Source organism: Trinickia acidisoli (genome assembly GCF_017315725.1).
GTDB classification, from domain to species: domain Bacteria; phylum Pseudomonadota; class Gammaproteobacteria; order Burkholderiales; family Burkholderiaceae; genus Trinickia; species Trinickia acidisoli.
Map to the genome: position 1 here is coordinate 2,121,658 of NZ_JAFLRG010000001.1, position 20,558 is coordinate 2,142,215.

17 protein-coding genes are annotated in these 20,558 nt (G+C 63.8%); 10 read left to right on the forward strand and 7 right to left on the reverse strand.

Annotated elements, in window-relative coordinates; genetic code table 11:
* Positions 1-139 precede the first annotated feature (139 nt).
* The 3 genes from J3485_RS09735 (at position 140) to J3485_RS09745 (ending at position 2,164) form a co-directional block, all read left to right on the forward strand.
* Positions 140-1,477, forward strand: coding sequence for a C45 family autoproteolytic acyltransferase/hydrolase (locus J3485_RS09735; RefSeq protein ID WP_206952271.1), 1,338 nt, complete (start codon positions 140-142; stop codon positions 1,475-1,477).
* 124 nt (positions 1,478-1,601) lie between these two features.
* Entirely contained in the window at positions 1,602-1,865 is a 264-nt protein-coding gene (locus J3485_RS09740) for a hypothetical protein (RefSeq protein WP_206952272.1), read from the forward strand.
* A 74-nt stretch (positions 1,866-1,939) separates the two neighbouring features.
* Entirely contained in the window at positions 1,940-2,164 is a 225-nt protein-coding gene (locus J3485_RS09745) for a DUF2795 domain-containing protein (protein WP_206955742.1), read from the forward strand.
* Between the two features lie 55 nt (positions 2,165-2,219).
* Here J3485_RS09745 and J3485_RS09750 read toward each other — a convergent pair whose 3' ends face one another.
* Positions 2,220-2,843: a TetR/AcrR family transcriptional regulator gene (locus tag J3485_RS09750; RefSeq protein WP_206952273.1), complete on the reverse strand. Its 624-nt coding sequence runs from the start codon at positions 2,841-2,843 to the stop codon at positions 2,220-2,222.
* A gap of 293 nt (positions 2,844-3,136) precedes the next feature.
* Between J3485_RS09750 and J3485_RS09755 the strand changes: the two genes are divergently transcribed.
* From J3485_RS09755 to J3485_RS09770, 4 genes are all read left to right on the forward strand, one after another.
* Complete coding sequence (locus J3485_RS09755) at positions 3,137-4,228, forward strand: efflux RND transporter periplasmic adaptor subunit (RefSeq protein WP_309477041.1); 1,092 nt, start codon at positions 3,137-3,139, stop codon at positions 4,226-4,228.
* Between the two features lie 53 nt (positions 4,229-4,281).
* Positions 4,282-7,443 carry an efflux RND transporter permease subunit gene (locus J3485_RS09760; RefSeq protein WP_206955744.1) on the forward strand — a complete coding sequence of 1,054 codons (3,162 nt, stop codon included), beginning with the start codon at positions 4,282-4,284 and terminating at the stop codon, positions 7,441-7,443.
* A gap of 2 nt (positions 7,444-7,445) precedes the next feature.
* A complete protein-coding gene (locus tag J3485_RS09765; protein ID WP_206952274.1) occupies positions 7,446-8,897 on the forward strand; it encodes an efflux transporter outer membrane subunit in 1,452 nt (483 codons plus the stop codon).
* Positions 8,898-9,398: 501 nt separating this feature from the next.
* A complete protein-coding gene (locus J3485_RS09770) occupies positions 9,399-9,932 on the forward strand; it encodes a hypothetical protein (RefSeq protein ID WP_206952275.1) in 534 nt (177 codons plus the stop codon).
* A 25-nt stretch (positions 9,933-9,957) separates the two neighbouring features.
* Here J3485_RS09770 and J3485_RS09775 read toward each other — a convergent pair whose 3' ends face one another.
* From J3485_RS09775 to J3485_RS09790, 4 genes are all read right to left on the reverse strand, one after another.
* A complete protein-coding gene (locus J3485_RS09775) occupies positions 9,958-10,776 on the reverse strand; it encodes an ABC transporter permease subunit (RefSeq protein WP_206955745.1) in 819 nt (272 codons plus the stop codon).
* Complete coding sequence (locus J3485_RS09780) at positions 10,776-11,705, reverse strand: ABC transporter permease subunit (protein ID WP_206952276.1); 930 nt, start codon at positions 11,703-11,705, stop codon at positions 10,776-10,778. The genes J3485_RS09775 and J3485_RS09780 overlap by 1 nt, the downstream gene beginning before the upstream one ends.
* Positions 11,702-12,865 (reverse strand): ABC transporter ATP-binding protein, encoded by a 1,164-nt coding sequence (locus tag J3485_RS09785; protein ID WP_206952277.1) that lies wholly within the window; start codon positions 12,863-12,865, stop codon positions 11,702-11,704. Before J3485_RS09785 ends, J3485_RS09780 begins: the two co-directional genes overlap by 4 nt.
* 92 nt (positions 12,866-12,957) lie before the next feature.
* Positions 12,958-14,055 (reverse strand): polyamine ABC transporter substrate-binding protein, encoded by a 1,098-nt coding sequence (locus J3485_RS09790; protein WP_206952278.1) that lies wholly within the window; start codon positions 14,053-14,055, stop codon positions 12,958-12,960.
* Between the two features lie 396 nt (positions 14,056-14,451).
* On the opposite strand from J3485_RS09790, the gene J3485_RS09795 reads away from it, so the two are divergent.
* Positions 14,452-14,655 (forward strand): DUF1289 domain-containing protein, encoded by a 204-nt coding sequence (locus J3485_RS09795; protein WP_206952279.1) that lies wholly within the window; start codon positions 14,452-14,454, stop codon positions 14,653-14,655.
* Positions 14,656-14,769: 114 nt separating this feature from the next.
* On the opposite strand, the gene J3485_RS09800 is transcribed toward J3485_RS09795, so the two are convergent.
* Positions 14,770-16,362 carry an ABC-F family ATPase gene (locus J3485_RS09800; protein ID WP_206952280.1) on the reverse strand — a complete coding sequence of 531 codons (1,593 nt, stop codon included), beginning with the start codon at positions 16,360-16,362 and terminating at the stop codon, positions 14,770-14,772.
* A 134-nt stretch (positions 16,363-16,496) separates the two neighbouring features.
* Positions 16,497-18,821, reverse strand: a complete 2,325-nt coding sequence (locus J3485_RS09805; RefSeq protein WP_206952281.1) for an AsmA family protein — start codon at positions 18,819-18,821, stop codon at positions 16,497-16,499.
* A 234-nt stretch (positions 18,822-19,055) separates the two neighbouring features.
* On the opposite strand from J3485_RS09805, the gene J3485_RS09810 reads away from it, so the two are divergent.
* Both J3485_RS09810 and J3485_RS09815 read left to right on the forward strand, forming a co-directional pair.
* On the forward strand, positions 19,056-19,748 hold the full coding sequence (locus tag J3485_RS09810) for an ABC transporter ATP-binding protein (RefSeq protein WP_206952282.1): 693 nt from the start codon (positions 19,056-19,058) through the stop codon (positions 19,746-19,748).
* A complete protein-coding gene (locus tag J3485_RS09815) occupies positions 19,745-20,554 on the forward strand; it encodes an ABC transporter permease (protein WP_206952283.1) in 810 nt (269 codons plus the stop codon). Before J3485_RS09810 ends, J3485_RS09815 begins: the two co-directional genes overlap by 4 nt.
* Positions 20,555-20,558 lie beyond the last annotated feature (4 nt).

Here is a 20,558-nt window from a genome sequence, read left to right on the forward strand (position 1 = left end):
GCGAGCGGCCCACGCTTGCGCCAATGGTAAAGCGCCGCATATTTTCTACAATGAAAAGCAGGCCGCCGAGCCCGCCGTGCGCTGTACCCAAGCGCGCCGAGCGCAGCCCTTTCGATCGATCAGTCGATCCGGAGCGAAGATGAGCGAACCGTCCCTCGACGCCGTACGTCGCGACCACGCGGGTTGGACCTTCGTGCATATCGAAGGCGAACCGTACGATCGTGGCGAACAGCACGGTCAGTTACTCGCCGCTGAAATCAAAAACGCGATCCATACCGCGAAGTACCTTGCGCGCTGGGACACCGGAGAAGATTTCGAAACCTTCACGAAGGCGGCCGTTTCGCAGTTCGCGCCGAAGCTCGACACGGAATTCGCGGACGAGATCCAGGGCATCGCCGATGGCGCGAAGCTGCGTTTCGACGAAGTGCTCGCATGGAACGGCTATATGGACCTGCTGCAAAGCTGGTGGCCGTCGCAAGTGGCCGCGCGCGAGCCGCGGCTCGGCTTGAAGCCTTGGTCGGGCCGGCGCGGGCATCATTGCAGCGCATTCATCGCGACGGGCAGCGCGACACGAGATGGGCGCATCGTGATGGCGCACAACTCCTGGGATCGCTACGCGGCGGGCGACGCCTTCAACGTCGTGTTCGACATCGTGCCCGACTCCGGCCATCGGATCTTGATGCAAGGGCTGCCGGGCTGCATTTCGAGCCTGACCGACTTCTGGCTGACGTCGGCAGGACTCATGATCACCGAGACGACGATCTCGAACTTCGCCGGCTACAACAGCGCCGGCGCGCCGGAGTTCTACCGCTCGCGCCGCGCGACGCAGTACGCGAACAGCATCGGCGACTGGTGCGAGATGTTCGCGATGTCGAACAACGGCGGCTACGCCAACAGTTGGCTGCTGGGCGACACCAAGACGGGCGAAATCGCACGGTACGAACTCGGCCTGCACTACTCCGGATTCGAAAGCACGAAAGACGGGTTCTATAGCGGCTACAACACCGCCACGGATTTGAAGATCCGCAATCAGGAATGCGTCGGCGAGGGCGAGGATTACACCGACGTGCGCAAAAACGGTGCGCGCCGGCTGCGCTTCATGCAGTTGGCGGAACTGCACCACGGCAAGATCGATCTGGAACTCGCCAAGCAAATGATCGCGGACCACCACGACGTCTATTTGGACCGCGACGACAACCCGTGCTCGCGCACGATCTGCGGGCATTTGGAGCTCGACGACGCCCGTTTCGGCGCGTCGGATCAGGGCCCGTTCAATCCGTGGGGAGCAAACGACGGCAAGGTCGTCGACAGCGACATGGCGCGCGATCTGGCGTTCTGGGCACGTTGGGGCCACCCGTGCGGCAAGCCGTTCGACGCCCAGGCGTTCATGAAGCGCCATCCGCAGTGGAATTGGCTCAACGGTTACATGCGCGACCGGCCCTCGTGGCCATGGACGCGCTTCGAGGTGCTGCGTTAGGGCCGCGATTCAAGCGCGGCCTAGGCACGAGGCATGCTGCGACGTGAATCGGCAAGCGTCGTCGGGTTAGACGGACAGGTCCGAAGGCATCGGCGGCATGCTCTATCGAGAAGGAGGTCGAGCGATGAAAGTCTCGACACTGACAACCATGGCATTGCTCTCGGCTTCGTGCTTCGCGGCACCGATTCATACCGGCAGATTCGACAGCGCCACCGCCCGCGCCGCCTTGGCGGTGGCCCGTGCGAATGCAGCTCCCGTCGCGCCGCCCGCGCCCAATGTGACGGCGGACCCCGCCGCGGCGAAAGGGCGCTGGGTTCGCATCACGCTGCCCAAACCGCACGAACTGGCGAACCGCTTCGCTGCCCACGAACGGCAGGCTCGCACGTGAGCGCGCCCGGCAAGCATCGCACGCAAGCCACTGCCGGGATGCCGGCGAGTTCGGATCCGCGCACGGCGCCCGATATGTCGGCGGTGCCGATGGAAGCGATCGATTTGCAAATCGCGGACGTGCTGCACGCCGTGCGCTATCCGGCCAACAAGGATCGGATCGTCGACGCGGCGCGCGATGCCGGTGCAAGCAACGCATTGCTCGCGATTCTCGATGGGTTACCCGAACAGGACTATGCCGACGTCGATGCGGTGACGCAGCTCATCGGCAGCAATTACGGCCCGGGCCTCGGGCTGTAAGCGCGGCGGCCGAGGGACTAAGCCGAGGATTAGGTCGAGAAGCCGGGTGCGACGATCATCGGCCCGCTTCGCCGCCGAAAACCACTTTCGCGAAGAAGCCCGCAAGCACGGCTTCCGTCAGATCGTCGGTGACGTGCTGCGGGTCGCACATGCGCATGGCTTGCACGCCCTCGCATAGGCTGATGAGTCCGAGCGCCAGGATTTCCGCGGGCAACTGCAGCGGCGTGCCGACACGCTCCGAAAACATGCGGATATAACCGGTGAGAAACTCGCATTTCTCGTGCGAAAACGCATTGAAGCGCGCGCGGAACTTCGCGTCGCGCGAAGCGAGCAGCTTCGCCTCGGCCCACAGCGGGAAACAGTCGTCCTCGCGGAAAAACTGGCTGTAGAGCTTGAGTGCGCGTAGCTCTATCTCCTCGCGCGTGGCCACATTGGCGATGATCGCATGCAACTCCGCCTGCATCCGATCATGGTCGCCCCGCAACAGCTCCATCAGCAGTTCCGATTTGCTCCGGAAATTCGAATAGAACGCCCCCCGCGTATAGCCGGCGGCTTCCGCGATGTCTTCGACGCTCGCGGCCACGAAGCCCTTTTTCATGAAAATCGTTTGCGCGGCATCGAGCAGACGCAGACGCGTCTGCTCCTTGCTCTCTTCGCGGGTTAAGCGTTTGCGTTTCATTTGAGGAAGTTTAGCACTGTCGTTCAATTTTATCCGACTTTGCATCCAAATACACACCTGTATTAGAATCCGCCCCTGTAGTACGAAACGAGGCGTGGCGGCGCTGGCAGGGTACGCCGCACGCCTCGCCCTGCAAGCCTCCGACGCTTGCGTGCTTCGCCGTCCCTCTTCCGCTTGGGGTCATTGTGATTCGTGCCGGTCTTGACGCGCCATCCGAGGCGCGCGCGCAGTTCAAAGGCTTCTCCTTCCTTGTCTCCCGGTCCCCGGTTAGCCGCTACGGCGTTGTCGCGGCCATCTGCGGCATCCTCGCACTCGCAGGCTGCCACGGGCGCCCCCCAGCCGCGTTGGCGCCGAGCCCGGTCGTCGCCGTCGCCGTTCATCCCGACGGCGTGCCGCCCGAGGCCACCCTGCCGGGCGACGTCGAAGCGCGCTACAACACGCCGCTCTCGTTCAGAGTCGGCGGCAACATCGTCGAGCGCGACGTCCGGCTCGGCGACGTCGTCAAAGCCGGGCAAGTGGTCGCCCGTCTCGATCCAGCCGACTTGCAAAAGAACCTGGCCAACGCCCAAGCTCAACTGGACGCCGCGCAACATAAGCTCGTCTACGCGAAGCAGCAACTCGACCGCGACAGTGCACAAGCGAGCGAAAAGCTGATCGCGCCTGCGCAACTCGAGCAAACGCAGGATGCCTACACGTCGGCCGCCGGCCAGCGCGACGCCGTGCAGGCGCAATTCGCGCTGGCGCGCAATCAACTCTCCTACGCGGCGCTCGTCGCCGACCACGCCGGCGTCATCACAGCCGAACAAGCCGATACCGGACAAAACGTCACCGCCGGTCAGGCTGTGTACGGCCTGGCGTGGTCGGGAGATGTCGACGTCGTCTGCGACGCACCCGAAAGCGCTCTCGCCGCGCTGACCGTCGGCAGCGTTGCCGACGTGACGCTGCCCGCCCTGCCCGGCAAGCGATTCACGGCCCGCGTGCGCGAGATCTCGCCGGCCGCCGATCCGCAAAGCCGCACGTATCGCGTGAAGCTGACGCTCGCTGTACCCGATACGTCCAAGGCATCCGTGCGCCTCGGCATGACGGCGCAAATTGCCTTCGCATCGGTGCAGGCCCAAGCGCAGGCAGGTCAGCATCCGTTCACGCTCCCCGTAACGGCGCTGTTTCACGACGGCGATTCGCCCGCCGTTTGGGTCGTTCACGCGGGTACCGACACGCTCGAGCTGCGGCGCGTGGCCGTCGGGCGCTATGACGAGCGCACGTTCTCCGTGACGCAGGGCTTGCAGGACGGCGATCGCGTCGTCTACCAAGGCGTGCACACGGTCAGCGCCGGCGAGCACGTCCGCGTCGTGCCGCCGCTGCATCCCGAGGACTTCGCATCATGAGCGGCGCAGATCACCGCGATTCGGCTGCGTTGCCGGGTGCTCCCGCCGCGTCGATGCCGACCAACGCCTCCACGAGCCAGCCCGCGCTCACGAACGCGCACGACGAGGGGCGCTTCAACCTGTCGGCCTGGGCGCTGCGGCACCAGGCGCTCGTCGTCTTCTTGATCGCGCTGGCAACGCTCGCGGGCATCCTCGCCTATACGCGTCTCGCGCAATCCGAGGATCCTCCGTTCACGTTCCGGGTGATGGTGATCCGCACGCTTTGGCCAGGCGCGACCGCCCGGCAGGTGCAGGAACAGGTCACCGATCGCATCGAGCGCAAGCTACAGGAAACGCCGTACATCGATTTCCAGCGCAGCTATTCGCGTCCGGGCGAATCGATGATCTTCTTCTCGATGAAGGATTCGGCGCCCGTCAAGGACGTGCCGCAGACTTGGTATCAGGTCCGCAAGAAGGTCGGCGATATCGCGGCGACGCTGCCGCCCGGCGTGGCCGGCCCGTTCTTCAACGACGAGTTCGGCGACGTCTACACCAACATCTACACGCTCGCGGGCGACGGCTTTTCCCCGGCCCAGCTTCACGACTATGCCGACGAACTGCGCACGGTGCTCTTGCGCGTGCCCGGCGTCGCCAAGGTCGACTACTTCGGCGATCCCGACCAGCACATTTACGTCGAGATCACGAACGCGCAGCTCACGCGCCTGAACATCTCGCCGCAGCAGTTGGCTCAAGCGATCGCATCGCAAAACGCCGTTGCCTCGTCGGGCACCGTCACGACCTTCGACGATCGCGTGTTCATTCATCCGAGCGGCCAGTTCTCCGACGTGCACGCGCTGGCGGACACGCTGATTCCGATCGGCAAGCGTAGCGTGCGGCTCGGCGACATCGCCACGATCAAGCGCGGTTACGACGACCCGCTCGTCACGCAGATGCGCGATCACGGCCATGCCGTCCTCGGCATCGGCGTGACGATGCAGCCGGGCGGCGACGTCATTCGCCTGGGCAAAGCGCTCGATGCCACGGCGGCGCAACTGCGCGCGCATCTTCCCGCAGGGCTCGTGCTCGAAGAAGTTTCGAGCATGCCGCACGCGGTGTCGCACTCGGTCGACGATTTTCTCGAAGCCGTCGGCGAAGCCATCGCAATCGTGCTGATCGTCAGCCTCATCTCGCTCGGGCTGCGCACGGGGATGGTGGTCGTCATCTCGATCCCGATCGTGCTCGCCGTGACCGCGCTCGTGATGTACCTGTTCGACATCGGCCTGCACAAGGTGTCGCTCGGCACACTCGTGCTCGCGTTGGGGCTGCTCGTCGACGACGCGATCATCGCCGTCGAAATGATGGCCGTAAAGCTCGAACAGGGTTGGAAGCGCACGCGCGCCGCGGCATTCGCTTATACGAGCACGGCATTCCCGATGCTCACGGGCACGCTCGTCACCGTGTCGGGCTTCCTGCCGATCGCGCTCGCCAAGTCGAGCACGGGCGAATACACGCGCTCGATCTTCGAAGTATCGGCCATCGCGCTCATCGCTTCGTGGTTCGCGGCCGTCGTGCTGATTCCTCTGCTCGGCTACCACCTTCTGCCGGAGCGCAAGCGTGCGCACGACGAGGCGCATGATCACGAACACGACATCTACGACACGCGCTTTTATCGACGGCTGGGCGGCTGGATCAGTTGGTGCGTCGAGCGCCGCTTCATCGTACTCGGCATCACCGCCGCGCTGTTCGTCGCCGCGCTCGCCGCGTTCTCGCTCGTGCCGCAGCAGTTCTTTCCGAGCTCGGACCGGCCGGAGTTGCTCGTCGACCTGCGGCTGCCCGAAGGCGCGTCGTTCGAGGCAACGCTCAGGCAAGCAAAACGGCTCGAGCAAACGCTCGACGGCCGCCCCGAGATCGACCACTTCGTCGACTACGTCGGCACGGGCGCGCCACGCTTTTATCTGCCGCTCGATCAGCAACTGCAGCAGCCGAACTTCGCGCAGTTCGTCATCACGGCGAAATCGGTCGAAGAACGCGACAAGCTCGCGGGCTGGCTCGATAAACGGCTCGAAAACGACTTTTCAGCGGTCCGCACGCGGATTTCGCGACTCGAAAACGGTCCGCCCGTCGGCTATCCCGTGCAATTTCGCGTGAGCGGCGACGATATCGCCACGGTGCGCGCCATCTCCGAAAAAGTCGCCGCCACGATGCGTGCCGATGCACGTACGCGCGGCGTGCAATTCGACTGGGACGAGCCGGCCGAGCGCTCCATGACGTTCGAGGTCGATCAAAACAAGGCCCGCCAACTGGGCGTGACCTCCGAGGACGTATCGAATTTCCTCGCCATGACGCTCTCGGGATATACGGTCACGCAGTTCCGCGAGCGCGACAAGCTCATCAGCGTCGATCTGCGCGCGCCCGAGCGCGAGCGCGTCGATCCGGCACGGTTACTGGGCCTGGCCATGCCGACGCCGAACGGTCCCGTGCCGCTCGGCTCGCTCGGACACATGCGCAACACGCTCGAATACGGCGTGATCTGGGAGCGCGACCGGCAACCGACGATCACCGTCCAAGCCGACGTGCGCGGCAACGCGCAAGGCATCGACGTCACCCACGATCTCGATCGTGCGCTCACGAGCGTGCGCGCCACGCTTCCGCTGGGCTATCGGATCGAGGTGGGCGGCTCGGTGGAGGAAAGCGCGAAAGGCCAGAGCTCGATCAATGCGCAGATTCCGCTGATGGCGATCGCCGTGCTGACCCTGCTGATGATCCAATTGCAAAGTTTCGCGCGCGTGCTGATGGTCGTGTTGACAGCGCCGCTCGGGCTGATCGGCGTCGTCGCGACGCTGCTCGTGTTCGGCAAGCCCTTCGGCTTCGTGGCCATGCTCGGCGTGATCGCGATGTTCGGCATCATCATGCGCAACTCGGTGATTCTCGTCGATCAGATCGAGCAGGACATCGCGGCTGGCCACCGCCGATTCGACGCGATCGTCGGCGCGACGGTGCGCAGGTTCCGGCCCATCACCCTGACCGCGGCCGCGGCCGTGCTCGCGCTGATTCCGCTGCTGCGTTCGAACTTCTTCGGGCCAATGGCAACGGCCCTGATGGGCGGAATTACGAGCGCCACCGTGTTGACGCTCTTCTATCTGCCCGCGCTCTATGCGATGTCGTTCAGAGTACGGCGCGACGAACGCGACCCGCCCGCGGACGCCTCGGGCATGCAAGCGCATACGGGGAATTGACCATGAACGTCTTGCGCATCACTCACGAACGCCGCGCGCTCGCGCTCTCGCTTGGCGCGACGCTGCTTGTCGCCGCCTGCGCGCTCGGGCCGAACGGCGCACCGCCAACGATGCCCTCGCCCGCGCATTACGGGCAAGCTGCGCTGCCCGGGCAAACGGCCACGGCCAACGGTGTCGCCCAGCATTTCGACGTCGGCGCTCAGCCGGTGCCGCAATGGTGGCGCCTCTATCGCTCGCCTGAACTCGACGCGCTCGTCGACGAAGGGCTCAAGAACAGCCCGACACTCGCCGCCACCGAGAAAACGCTCGTCGGCGCCCACGAGCAGTTGCGTGCACAGATCGGATCGTCGCTACTGCCGTCCGTCGATGCCGGCGGACAAGCGACGCGCGAGCGCGCCTTGGGCATTCCCGAGGCTGGGCCGCAGACGGTGCGCTACAACGTCTTCGTGGGTCAGCTTCAAGCGTCGTACACGTTCGACTTGTTCGGCGCGGTTCGCTATGCAAACACAGCGCTCCATGAGCGTGTGAACGTGCAAGCGTTCGAACTCGATGCGGCACGGCGAGCGTTGGCCGCGAATATCGTGACGACGGCGATCACCGCCGCGATGCTCGATAACGAAGTTACCTCGACGCAGCGGCTGATCGTCCTCGCACAACAAACGGCGCAAGAAGACGCGCGGCGTTTCGCGCTAGGCGCGGTCCCCCACGCGCAGGTGCTGGCGTCGCAGCAAAATGCGGCCGAACTCGAAGCAAGCCTGCCCTCGTTGCTGCAACAGCGCCAAGCCGCGCGTCATGCTTTGGCGGTACTCATCGGCCACACGCCCGACGCCGTCCCGGTTCTGCCGACGCTTGCAGGCCTCACGCTGCCGGAGCATGTGCCGGTGCTCGTGCCGACGACGCTATTGCACACGCGCCCCGACATCGCGGCAGCCGAAGCGTCGCTCAAAGCGGCCGCGGCCGACGTGGGCGTGGCGACGGCGCGTCTGTTCCCAAGCTTGTCGCTGACTGCGTCGATGGGACAAGGCGGCTTCAGTTGGCCGACAGCGCTCTCGGGCGCCGGCGCGCTGTGGAGCATGGGCGGATCGCTGACGCAGCCGCTCTTTCACGGCGGTGCGTTGTTCGCGCAGCGCCGTGCCGCGATCGATCTCTATGAAGCGGCTGCCGATCAATACAAGGCAACGGTGCTATCGGCGTTCGCGAATGTCGCCGATACGCTGGCGGCGCTCGAACACGACGCGCAGGCCGCGGACGCGGCACAGCGACAAAGCGATGCCGCTCATCAGGCGTTCGACGAGACGGCGGCAAGGGGGCGCCTCGGCGCAGTGGCGGACGCCGAAGTCCGAACCAGCGAGCAGCAGTATCGGAACGCGCAATTGGCCAGCATCCGCGCCGTGGGGCAACGTCTTTCGGATACGGCGTTGTTGTTCCAAACGATGGGGACCACGCCTGAATAAGCCTTCGAGTTCCGGAATGTGGGACGTTGTTGATGCACTCCCCTGGCCCGAATCCTACAATCGTTGCGACGTCGACACTTATCGCCGACTCGCATCAAGCCGGGACAAGCGATGCCCAAACATCACGAGCACGTCGGAAAAAAACAGAAACGGCAGGCTCGAAAAATCGCGGCAAGAGCCACCCAAAGTCTGCACAGTGGGAGCGGGAGCGACAGCGATTTCCACCCTGAACTTCTCTCGCCACATTCCGATCCGGGGCTCGAGCCGCGGTTAAACGAGCTACGTCTACGCAAGTTACCGCCCCGCTATCCGACATGTCCGCCACCGTCCCCGCCACCGAACGCAATCGAACCGACCGCATATCACGAGGCGCACGGAGGGAATGCTCGACGACGGCCTCGACCGACGATGGGCTCGTGGTCCAGATTGAAGGATCAATTCGCCGTTGGGAATGAAGCACCCTGGGCGTTGATCGCCGAATCTGTGGCGTCGAGCAGCGCTGTGGCCGCTATGACACTGCCGCTTGGCGCAATCGCGCGCGCCGCGAATTACATGGTCGGACCAGCCTATCTGGTCAGCAGCGAGCGAGCGCTGGCTGAGGGCGCCGCACAGAGTTTTCTCGGACGCATCGGGGTGGGCGCGGGTATCACAAGCGGTGTCATGGCCGCGTCGACCGCATTCGAATCCAACCAAGACCCCAACTACATTTCCAAGCTGGGCGCCATCGGCACAGCCCTAAGCGCGGTACCCGACTTGGGGTCTGCCTTGGCCGGCCGGGCGTTACCGTCCGCTCATCGCGCCATGCTGGCGGTTCGCAGCAGCGCGACGCTCGGCTCCGCCTATTTCGGGTGGTATGCTGCCCACGAAGCGATTAACGGCAACGATGAGGCCGCGAACTGGTTCGGGCGAATTTCGAGTTGGTTGGCGCTGGCCGGCACCGTATTCGGTCTTGCGGCGGAGTACACGAAAAAGCCAAAACCACCGGACACGTCGGGCCCGCTCACGCCGGAGGAAGGCCCGCAACGGAATCCTTGAACGCAAGGCCGTGCGGCGCAGCGCATCACACCGCCCCCGCCAACCTCCGCTTCTCGGCCCGCAACATGAAGTAATTGATCCCGATCACGCCGACCGTCACGACGCCGATAAACAACGTCGCAAGCGCATTCATTTCCGGATTCAGCCCGAGCCGCACCCGCGAAAACACCACGAGCGGCAGCGTAGTCGACCCCGGTCCCGAGAGGAACGCCGACAGCACGAGATCGTCGATCGACAGCGTGAACGACAACAACCACCCCGCCATCAACGCTTGCGAAATCAACGGCAGCGTGATCGCGAAGAATACTTTGAACGGCGTCGCACCGAGATCGAGCGCCGCTTCCTCCAGCGACGGATTGAGTTCGCGCACGCGCGACTGCACGATGATGGCGACATACGACATGCAGAGCATGACGTGCCCGATCCATATCGTCACGAGCCCGCGCCGCTCAGGCCAGCCGAGCCACTTGCCCATCTCGATGAACAGCAGCAGCAGCGAGATGCCCTGAATCACTTCCGGGATGACGAGCGGCGCATTGATCATCCCGCTAAAGAGCGTGGCGCCTCGAAAGCGCCCCATCCGCGCGAGGACGAACCCGGCCCACGTACCGATGAATACCGAGGCAAATGCCGTCAACAACGCGATGCGCAGCGACAGCCAAAACGCCGTGATGAGCTCGTCGTCCTGCGCAAGCGCCTCGTACCAGCGCGTGGAAAAATGCGTCCAAACCGTCACGAGCTGCGACTCGTTGAACGAATAGACGACGAGGCTCAGGATCGGAATGTAGAGAAACGCGAAGCCGACGCCAAGCGCCGTCACTTGCAAAGTACGGTTCGGTTTGATCATCGCCGCGCTTCGAGTTGTTTAGCCTGAAAGTGCTGGAACATCGCCATCGGCACGAGCAGCAGCAAGACCATTGCGCAAGTGACCGCGGACGCCATGGGCCAGTCGGCGTTATTGAAGAACTCGTTCCACATGACGCGTCCGATCATCAACGTATTGGCGCCGCCTAGCAACTCGGGAATCACGTACTCCCCCACCGCCGGAATGAATACGAGCAGACAGCCGGCGATAATGCCGTTTTTCGAGAGCGGCAACGTGATTTGCACGAACGCCTTCCACGGTTTCGCGCCAAGATCGTACGCCGCTTCGAGCAGCGTCAAATCCATCTTCACGAGGTGTGCGTAAAGCGGCATGACGAGAAACGGCAGGTACGAGTAAACCATTCCGATATAGACGGCCGTATTCGTTCGATACAGTTCGATCGGCGTATGAATGAGCCCGATCGTCATCAGGAAGTTATTGAGCAGACCGTTGTTCTTCAAGATACCGATCCACGCATACACGCGAATCAGAAACGACGTCCAGAACGGCAACATCACGGCCATCATCAACATGTTGCGCGAGTTCGGATTCGCACGCGCAATGTAGTAAGCCATCGGATAGCCGAGCAGCAAACAGAGCAGCGTGGTGACGGCCGCCACGAGCACGGAGTTGACGTACGTGGCGAAATAAAGACTATCCGTGAACAGGAACGCGTAGTGCGCGACGTTCAGCGAGAGCTGTATGACGCCGTCTTTGAAGGCGACGAGTTCGGTGTACGGCGGAATGCCGAGCTGCAACTCCGCGAAGCTGATCTTCAAGACCAGCAGAAACGGCACGAAGAAGAACATCAGCAGCCAAATGAACGGCCCGGCCACGACGGCCGTACCGCCGGTCAGTCTGAACCGCCGCGCGGGCCACATAGCGAGCGAGAGCAGAAAAGATTTCATGCCGTCAACACCACGCCGGCCGATGCGCTCCAGCGCACATAGATCTCGTCGCCCCATGTCGGCGATTCGATTTCCGTGAGCGCGAGGCTCGACACGTTCGCCACCACCGTCTTACCCGAATCGAGCTTGACGTGGTAGAGCGAGTAGCCGCCCATATAGGCGATATTCGCCACCGTGCCGCGCCCCCAGTTATAGGCGCCTTCGGGCGGCTTGCGCGTCAGCGCGATTCGCTCGGGGCGAACCGAAATCGTCACCGGCATGCCGAGCGGGCCCGTGATGCCGTGATTGACGTAGAGACGGCAAGGCAGCTCGGTGGTTTCGACGAACACGTGATCGGGCTCGTCCTCCACCACGTGCCCATCGAACAGATTCGTCGAGCCGATGAACTCGGCCGAGAAGCGCGAGTTCGGGTATTCGTACACTTCGTGCGGCGTGCCGAGCTGGACGATCTCGCCTTCGCTCATCACGGCCAGACGATCGGCCATGGTCATCGCTTCTTCCTGATCGTGCGTGACCATGATGCACGTCACGCCGACGCGATCGAGAATGTTGACGAGCTCGATCTGCGTGCGCTGCCGGATCTGCTTGTCGAGCGCGGACATCGGCTCGTCGAGCAGCAGCAGCTTCGGGCGCTTCACGAGCGAGCGCGCCAGCGCGACGCGCTGTTGCTGGCCGCCCGAGAGCTGGTGCGGCTTGCGCTTCGCGAAGCGGCCCATCTGTACGAGCTCGAGCGTATCGTGCACGCGCGCCTTGAGCTCGGCCTTGGGCACGCCTTCCTGCTTCAGCCCAAACGCAATGTTCGCCTCGACGGTCATGTGCGGAAACAGCGCGTACGACTGGAACATCATATTGACCGGGCGCCGGTACGGGGGCATCAGCGCAAGATCCTCCCCGTCGATCAGGATCTTGCCCGCGGAAACCGATTCAAGCCCCGCGAGCATCCGGAGCAGCGTCGACTTGCCGCAACCGGAACTGCCGAGCAGGGCGAACAACTCCCCTTTTGCCACCGACAAACTGACGTTCTTGACCGCTGCCGTTTCCCCGAACTTCTTGACGACGTCGACGATCTGCACAAAGTTGTCGACCGATGCTTGGTCGGCCGACGTTGAACCTGCGGGGCGCGCGCCGGCTGGCGGCTGCGAGCTCGACTGATCGCTCATGATTTGCTACTTGACTCCACTCGTTTGACGTACAAAGCCCCCGGCGATGGCGCCGGGGGCTTCATGACTGCATGCCGCCAGGGGCAATGGGATTACCGTCCCGTCTTGAACTCGGTCCAGAGCCGCGTTTGCAAGCGCTGAATTTCAGGCGGCAGCGGCTTCAAGAGGAACAGTGTCTTGACGACGTTCTCCGGCGGATAGACGGCCGGATCGTTCGCGATCTTGGGATCGACGAACTTCTTCGCCGCGGCGTTGGCCGTCGGATAGTAGACGGCATCGGTGATCGCGGCGTTGACCTGCGGTGTTTCGATGTAGTTGATCCACTGGAGCGCGGCGCTCGCGTGCGGAGCGTCCTTCGGAATCGCCATCACGTCGAACCATACGGGCGCGCCGCCCTTCGGAATGTAGTACTCGATCTTGAAAGGCTTCTTCGCTTCTTGCGCGCGATGCTTGGCGATCACGACGTCGCCCGACCAGCCGTAGGCGAAGCAGATGTCGCCGCCGACCATGTCGTTGATGTAGCCGGACGAATTGAACTGCGTGATGTACGGGCGGATCTTCTTCATCATCGCGAGCGCGGCCTGGTAATCGGCCGGGTTCGTGCTCATCGGATCTTTGCCGATGTAGTGAAGCGCCGCGGCGAAGACCTGATCGGGCGCGTCGAGCACCGACACGCCGCATGCCTTCAACTTCGAAATGTTCTCGGGCTTGAAGAGAATGTCCCAGTTGTCGAGCGGGACGTTCTTGCCGAGGATCTGCTGCACTTTCGTGACGTTGTAGCCAAGACCCGTCGTGCCCCATGCCCAGGGCACGACGTACTTGTTGCCCGGATCCGCACCGGCGACGAGCGCCATCAGTTGCGGATCGAGGTACTTCAGGTTCGGAAGCTGCGACTTGTCCAGCGGCGAGAAAATGCCGGCGGCGATCTGCTTGCCCGCGTAATTGCTGGTCGGCACGACGATGTCGTAGCCCGAACTACCGGTGAGCAGCTTGGCCTGCAGCGTATCGTCGCTATCGTAATTGTCGTAGCGGACCTTGACGCCCGTCTGCTTTTCGAAGTTCGGAATGGTGTCCTTGGCGATGTAGTCGGACCAGTTATAGACGTTCAGTTGCGTATCCTTGGCCGACGCCGTCCACGACGCCGCGCACAAAAAGAGTGCGGCAAGCCCGCCCATCACCTGTTTCTTCATTCCGTTCTCCGATGCGGACCGGTTTGCCCGGCCTCGACCCCGCCATGCCGCGACGCCACGCTCGCGGCTCCTCTGAAAAAATCGAAAGCTACCATCAAACATTGGCCCGCGGCATAAAAATGCGCGCCGTTCGGACCGGCTGTCGCACAAACGGCACAGCCGAGCCGCCCCCTTCGTTTATGCACTTGCCGCCGCTGCGTCAATGGCGAATCGGGCGCAATTTTATCGGGTTATAGCCCCTTGTCCACCTGAAAAAAACCTCTTTAGCCTTTCGGATAGCCTACAGATGCGCTGTGGTACGCAGCATGAGCCGACCCGCTTCGCGCAAGGGGTTTGGCCAAGCGCGCGCGGCGTCGGCTACCATACGGGCAGCCCCCGTATTCGAGACCGCTTTAGATGGCTTCCAACCTCCACGCGCTGCCCGACAGCCCCTGCATCGGCGTCTGCTCGACGCTGTTCGACGACGTCTGCAAAGGATGCGGCCGCACGGCCATCGAAGTCTCGAATTGGGTCTTCATGAACGACGCCGAGAAACGCATCGTATGGGAGCGCATCGAGCGCGAAGGCACGGCGATGCGGTTCCAGCACGACAAACTGTGAGCCGGAGCAAGCGCCGCGCATAAACACGCATAAAAAACGCCGGGCGATGCCGGCGTTCAGATTGCCCTCGGATGGATCGATCGTCGGTCGACGCCGACAATCGCGTCCGGTGCGTCACTGCACGCCCTGGCTCGCGAGGAACTCCTCGTAGTTGCCGCCGAAGTCGTACAGCGTGCCGTCCGTGCGCACCTCGATGATCCGGTTCGCCAAGCCGCTCACGAACTCGCGATCGTGCGACACGAAAATGAGCGTGCCTTCGTACTTGTCGAGCGCGATCTGCAGCGACTCGATCGACTCCATATCCATGTGGTTCGTCGGCTCATCCATCAGCAGCACGTTGTGACGGCCCAGCATGAGCTTGCCCCAGATCATGCGGCCCTTCTCGCCGCCGGAGAGCACCTTGACCGATTTCTTGATGTCGTCGGCGTTGAAGAGCAACCGCCCCAGCGTGCCGCGCACCATCTGATCGTCGTCGCCTTCCTTGCGATAAGTGTCGATCCAGTCGGTCAGCGTGGCGTCGTTGGGGAACTCTTCGTATGTGTCCTGGGGCATGTAGCCAACGTTCGCGTTCTCGGCCCACTTGATCGAGCCGCCGTCGAGCATCAGGTTACCCTGCAGCGAGCGCAGCAGCGTCGTCTTGCCCGCGCCATTCTCACCGATGATCGCGATCCGTTCGCCCGGCTGCACGCTCAGATCGAAGTTCTCGAAAATCGTGCGCTCGTAGCGCTTCGTGATACGTGTGGCCACCACGGCGATGTTGTGCAGCTTCTTTTCGTACTCGAAGCGGATGAACGGGTTTTGACGCGAGGACGGCTTGAATTCCTCGATCTTGATCTTGTCGATCTGCTTGAGGCGGCTCGTCGCCTGACGGGCCTTCGACTTGTTCGCCGAGAAGCGGCGCACGAAGTCCTGCAGATCCGAGATGCGCTCTTTCGCCTTCGCATTGGCCGCGTTCTGGCGCTCGCGCGCCTGCGTCGACGCGAGCATGTAGTCGTCGTAGTTGCCGGGGTAAATCTTCAGCGTGCCGTAATCCATGTCCGCCATATGCGTGCAGACCTGGTTCAGGAAGTGCCGGTCGTGGGAGATGATGATCATCGTCGAGTTGTACTCGTTGAGGACGTTCTCCAGCCAGCGGATCGAGTTGATATCGAGATTGTTCGTCGGCTCGTCGAGCAGCAGCACGTCGGGGTTCGAGAACAGCGCCTGCGCAAGCAGCACGCGCAGCTTCCAGCCCGGGGCGACGTTACTCATCGGGCCGTTGTGGTCTTCGATGGCGATGCCGATGCCGAGCAGCAACTCGCCCGCGCGGGCCTCGGCCGTGTATCCGCCGTACTCGGCGAACTTCGCCTCGAGTTCGGCGGCGTGCATGTAGTCGTCGTCGGTCGCATCGGCGTTCGCGTAGATCGCGTCGCGCTCGGCCATCGCGGACCACATCTCGGTGTGGCCCATCATGACGACGTCGAGCACGCGCATGTCTTCGTAGGCGAATTGGTCCTGACGCAGCTTGCCGAGGCGAACGTTCGGCTCCAGCATGACCGTTCCCGAGCTTTGTTCGAGGTCGCCGCCGAGAATCTTCATGAACGTCGACTTGCCGCAGCCGTTCGCGCCGATGAGACCGTAGCGGTTACCCTCGCTGAACTTGACCGAGATATTCTCGAACAAGGGTTTCGGCCCGAATTGCATGGTGATGTTGGCGGTAGACAGCACAGCGCGTCCCTTCGAATGATGATCGGCGAAAAACCCGATATTCTACCAAGCTTTCACCGACCTCACCCGCCCCCCGCCTCAAACGAAGGACCTGCCGGGCCCACGCGCGGCAACGGCGCCGCAATCGAGCAGCGTCAGTGGGCCGCGTGCGCGCCGGGGGGCGACGCATGCGGCGCAGAGCGCATTTGTGTGATTAGCGCATCGCACGGGGTCGGCTTTTCATGGCTCGGCGAGATCAAAGGAATCAGGGCCGCGAACGGATTGAGCAACCCGAGGCCCACCGCCGCGCCGGCTCGCAACGCGATCGAGGTCTTGTTCACGCCGACGTCCGGATCCTTGAACGTGCCCTTGACGTACAGCGGCGAGCGCAGCGTGAAGATGCGAAACCCTTTCGTATGCGGATGAATCGTCAAATCCATCGTTTCGTCGCGCAGGTTGATCTTCCCTTCCATGCCGATCAAGGCATCGGCCGTGTCGAGCGCGAACGTCCGCGTATCGAGCACGCCGTCGGATGCCGTGAAATCGGCCGCCATGCAATTGATCTCGATATCGCGCGTGCCGAATAGCTTTTCGTAGACGACGTTCGCGACGTTCAGCCCCGCCGCCTCCATGATGAGCCGGCTCACTTTGCCTTGCGTGATCAGCGCTTTGACCTCGCCGTCGAGCGTAGCGCCTAGCGCTGCGGGCGAATTGCCCGTCGCGGACAGGCTCGCGTCGCCGTTCACCTCTCCGAGCGCGGATTGCATCGTCTTATGCGTCGGGAACAGTTGCTTGAGCTTCAGATGGCGCGCCGACAACTTCATGCGCGCGCGTAGCGGTGCCGTCGAGCCGTCGAGATAGAAGTCGGACGACAACGTCCCGCCGGCCACGCCGAAGCGCAGCGGAACGAAGGTGAGCACACCGTCCTTCAACACCACGTGCGTGTCGAGATCGGTAATGGGCAGCGCCGGGTCCTTGACGATGCGCCGGCTCGCGAACGTGACGTCGGCATCGATTGCCTTCCACCGGTCCGTGCTGAACGGCTCGACGGGCAATGCGCGGTCGGCCGGCTGCTTGACGGTTTCTCCTCGGCGAGCCTTGCTCGCGTTCGAATCGGCGCCGACGATCGGTGCGAGGTCGGAGAACTGCAGCAGATTCGACGACACATGTCCCGTCAACGACGGTCGCGGCTGACGCGATTCGTACGTCAGCGTGCCTTCCACGTCGCTGCCACCGACACGGCCCGTGAAATTGCGATAGGTGAACACACTTGCTCCTGTACTCAGGCGCCCGACGAGGCGGCCGTCGGTCGCGTACGGCGGCGTTTGCGGCAGCGTCACGCCAAGAATCGCGTACAGATTCGACAGGCTCTCGCCTTGCAGCCAGAGCCGCAAATCGAGCGCCGACAAGTGGACGGGGTCGGTCAGCGTGCCGACGAGCGCAAGGCGCGTATTGCCGATCTTCACGTCGGCTTGCATCGGAAACGGACGACTCGCATCGCGCAGCGCCAGCACGTCCCCGAGCTTGCCCGTGCCCGCGACATCGGTTCCGCGATAGCGGCCCTTGGCGCGCCAGCCGAGCGCGTAGACGAGCGACGAGCGCTCGTTCGCACCGCCGCCCGACGTAGCGGATGCGCTCGAAGCGCCGGATGCGAGCGATGCCGCGGAGGCACTTTGAGCTTGCGACGATGACGCGCCCGATGCAGCGCGCGCCCCCGAGGACGGCTGCGGACTCGACGCCGCAGTCTGCGCGGACGCCGCTTGCGCGCCCGACGCCTTCTGCACCTGCACCTGCACCTGCGCCGCGAGCCGGCGTGCGCCGCGCGCGCCGATCACGCTCGCGGCCGTGCCTCGCGAAGCGGTTTCCTGCTGCTGCATGACTTCGCCGATCGGCAAAGGCCGGCCGAGCGTATCGACGTCGACGTGCAGATCGACGCGCTCGAGCTCGTCCGACAGTGCGAAGTGCGCTTTCGCGAAACCCAAATCGGCCAGACGCAATGTCCAGCGCGACGGGCCTTGCGACTTCGGCAATTGAAACGACCAGTTATCGCGCCCGTCCTTGAGCCGCTCGAGGTCGATCGACGGGTTGACGAGATCGATCGACGGAATCGAGATGACATGCGCCAACAGCGGCAACACCTCGACGTCGAAGCTGATCGAGTCGAGCCTGGCGAAGATCATCGACGTAGCCCAGGAGGGATTGCCGATCGTAATGTCGTAAGCCGAAAATCGCGGCCACGGCACCCATGCTCGCCAGCCGTGCTCACCCGCGGGGTGCTGCCAGCCGACGCGCAAATCGCCGTTGATCGCGAACGGCCGCCCGATCGCTTGCGAAACTTTGTCGTCGACCCAAGGCCGTGCGCGACTCCAATCGAAGGTCGCCACGAATAGCGCCAGCGCCGCGCAAAGCACGAACAGGACGATGACGATCCAGGCAAGGATTTTGCCGGCGGTGCGGGCTACGGTTGCGGGGTGCGGCATGCATGTGTCTCGATCGTTCGTTGAGCGGCGCCGTGCGGCGCTGCGGCCTGCGGCGAAGCCAGCCTTCATAGCCCCATGGGCAGCAATCACCATGCCGCGCGCGGCCATGATCGCCTATCATGTCGAGTCGCATCGCGCCCACGCGCCTTGCCCGCCGGGCGCCCGACTCGCTCCACCACTCTACCGCTTTGCGGCTGTACGGCTTTACCGCCTCATCGACGACAGACCTGCCAGATGACCGCCCCTTTCCTGCTCGAAGCTCGCGCGCTCGTCAGACGCGACGCACGTACGGCGGCGACGCTGCTCAGCGCGACCGATTTCGCGCTCGGCGCCGGCGAGCGCGTCGTGATCGCGGGGCCATCGGGTTCAGGCAAGAGCGTGTTCTTGCGTGCGCTGGCGCTGCTCGATCCGATCGATGACGGGCATATTCTCTGGCATGGGCACGGCATCGACCGGCACGCTATCCCACGTTATCGGCGCAGCGTGGCGTACGTGCGCCAGCGCCCGGCGCTCGTCGAAGGGACCGTCGAAGACAACTTGCGCTACCCGTACTCGCTGCACACCTACCGCGACGTGCGCTTCGACCGCGACCGCGCCGCGCGACTCGCCCACGCGGCCGGTCGGGGCGAGGATTTTCTGGACAAACGCGCGAGCGATCTGTCGGGCGGAGAAGCACAAGTGGCCGCGCTCATTCGCGTGTTGCAACTCGCTCCCGAAGTGCTGCTGCTCGACGAACCCACCGCTTCGCTCGACCCCGAAGCCGCCCGGGCAATCGAAACGCTCGTGGCGGATTGGTTCGAAGCCGATCGGGCGGTGCGCGCGTCGATTTGGGTGTCGCACGATCCCGCGCAAGCCGAGCGCGTCGGTCAGCGTCGGTTGACGATGCGAGCCGGCTGCCTCGCCGCGCGTCAGGAAATCATCGAATGAATGCGCCATTGCACGAACTGAGTCTCGTCGACGTCGCAATCGCGGCGCTGCTCATCATCGTCAACGGCGCCATCTCGATCGTCCTCTCGCTGGGCCTCGGACGCCAACTCGCGCTCGCCGCCGTGCGCACCGTCGTGCAACTGCTCGCCGTCGGCTACGTGCTTGGCTGGGTGTTCTCCGTCGATCGCTGGTACGTCGTCCTGCCGCTCATGGCGTTGATGACGGTCATTGCCGGCTTCGCCGGTGCGGCGCGCGGCGCGCATACGTACGCGGGACAGCGCCTCGACAGCCTCGTGTCGATCTGGATCAGCGCCTGGATCGTCGCGGCCGTGGGGCTGTTCGCCGTCATGCGCATTCACCCTTGGTACGCGCCGCAGTATGCAATTCCGATCCTCGGCATGATCCTCGGCAATACGCTGACCGGCGTCTCGCTCGCCATCGAGCGCATGACCGAGGAGCTGACCGCTCGGCGCGACCGGGTCGAAATGGCGCTCGCGCTCGGCGCCACGCGCTGGGAGGCCGCACGCGGTCCCGCCCGCCATGCCGCGCGCGCGGGCATGATCCCGACGCTCAATCAAATGGCCGTTGTCGGCGTGGTCAGCCTACCGGGCATGATGACGGGGCAAGTGCTCGCAGGCCAGTCGCCGCTGCAGGCCGTGCGCTACCAGATCGTCATCATGTTCCTCATCGCCGCGTCGTCGGCGCTCGGAACGGTCGGCGCGGTGCTGCTGACGTACCGGCGCCTATTCAGCGCCGATCACATGTTCCTCGCGGCAAAGCTCGTCGAACGCGCCTCGCCGCGATGATGGG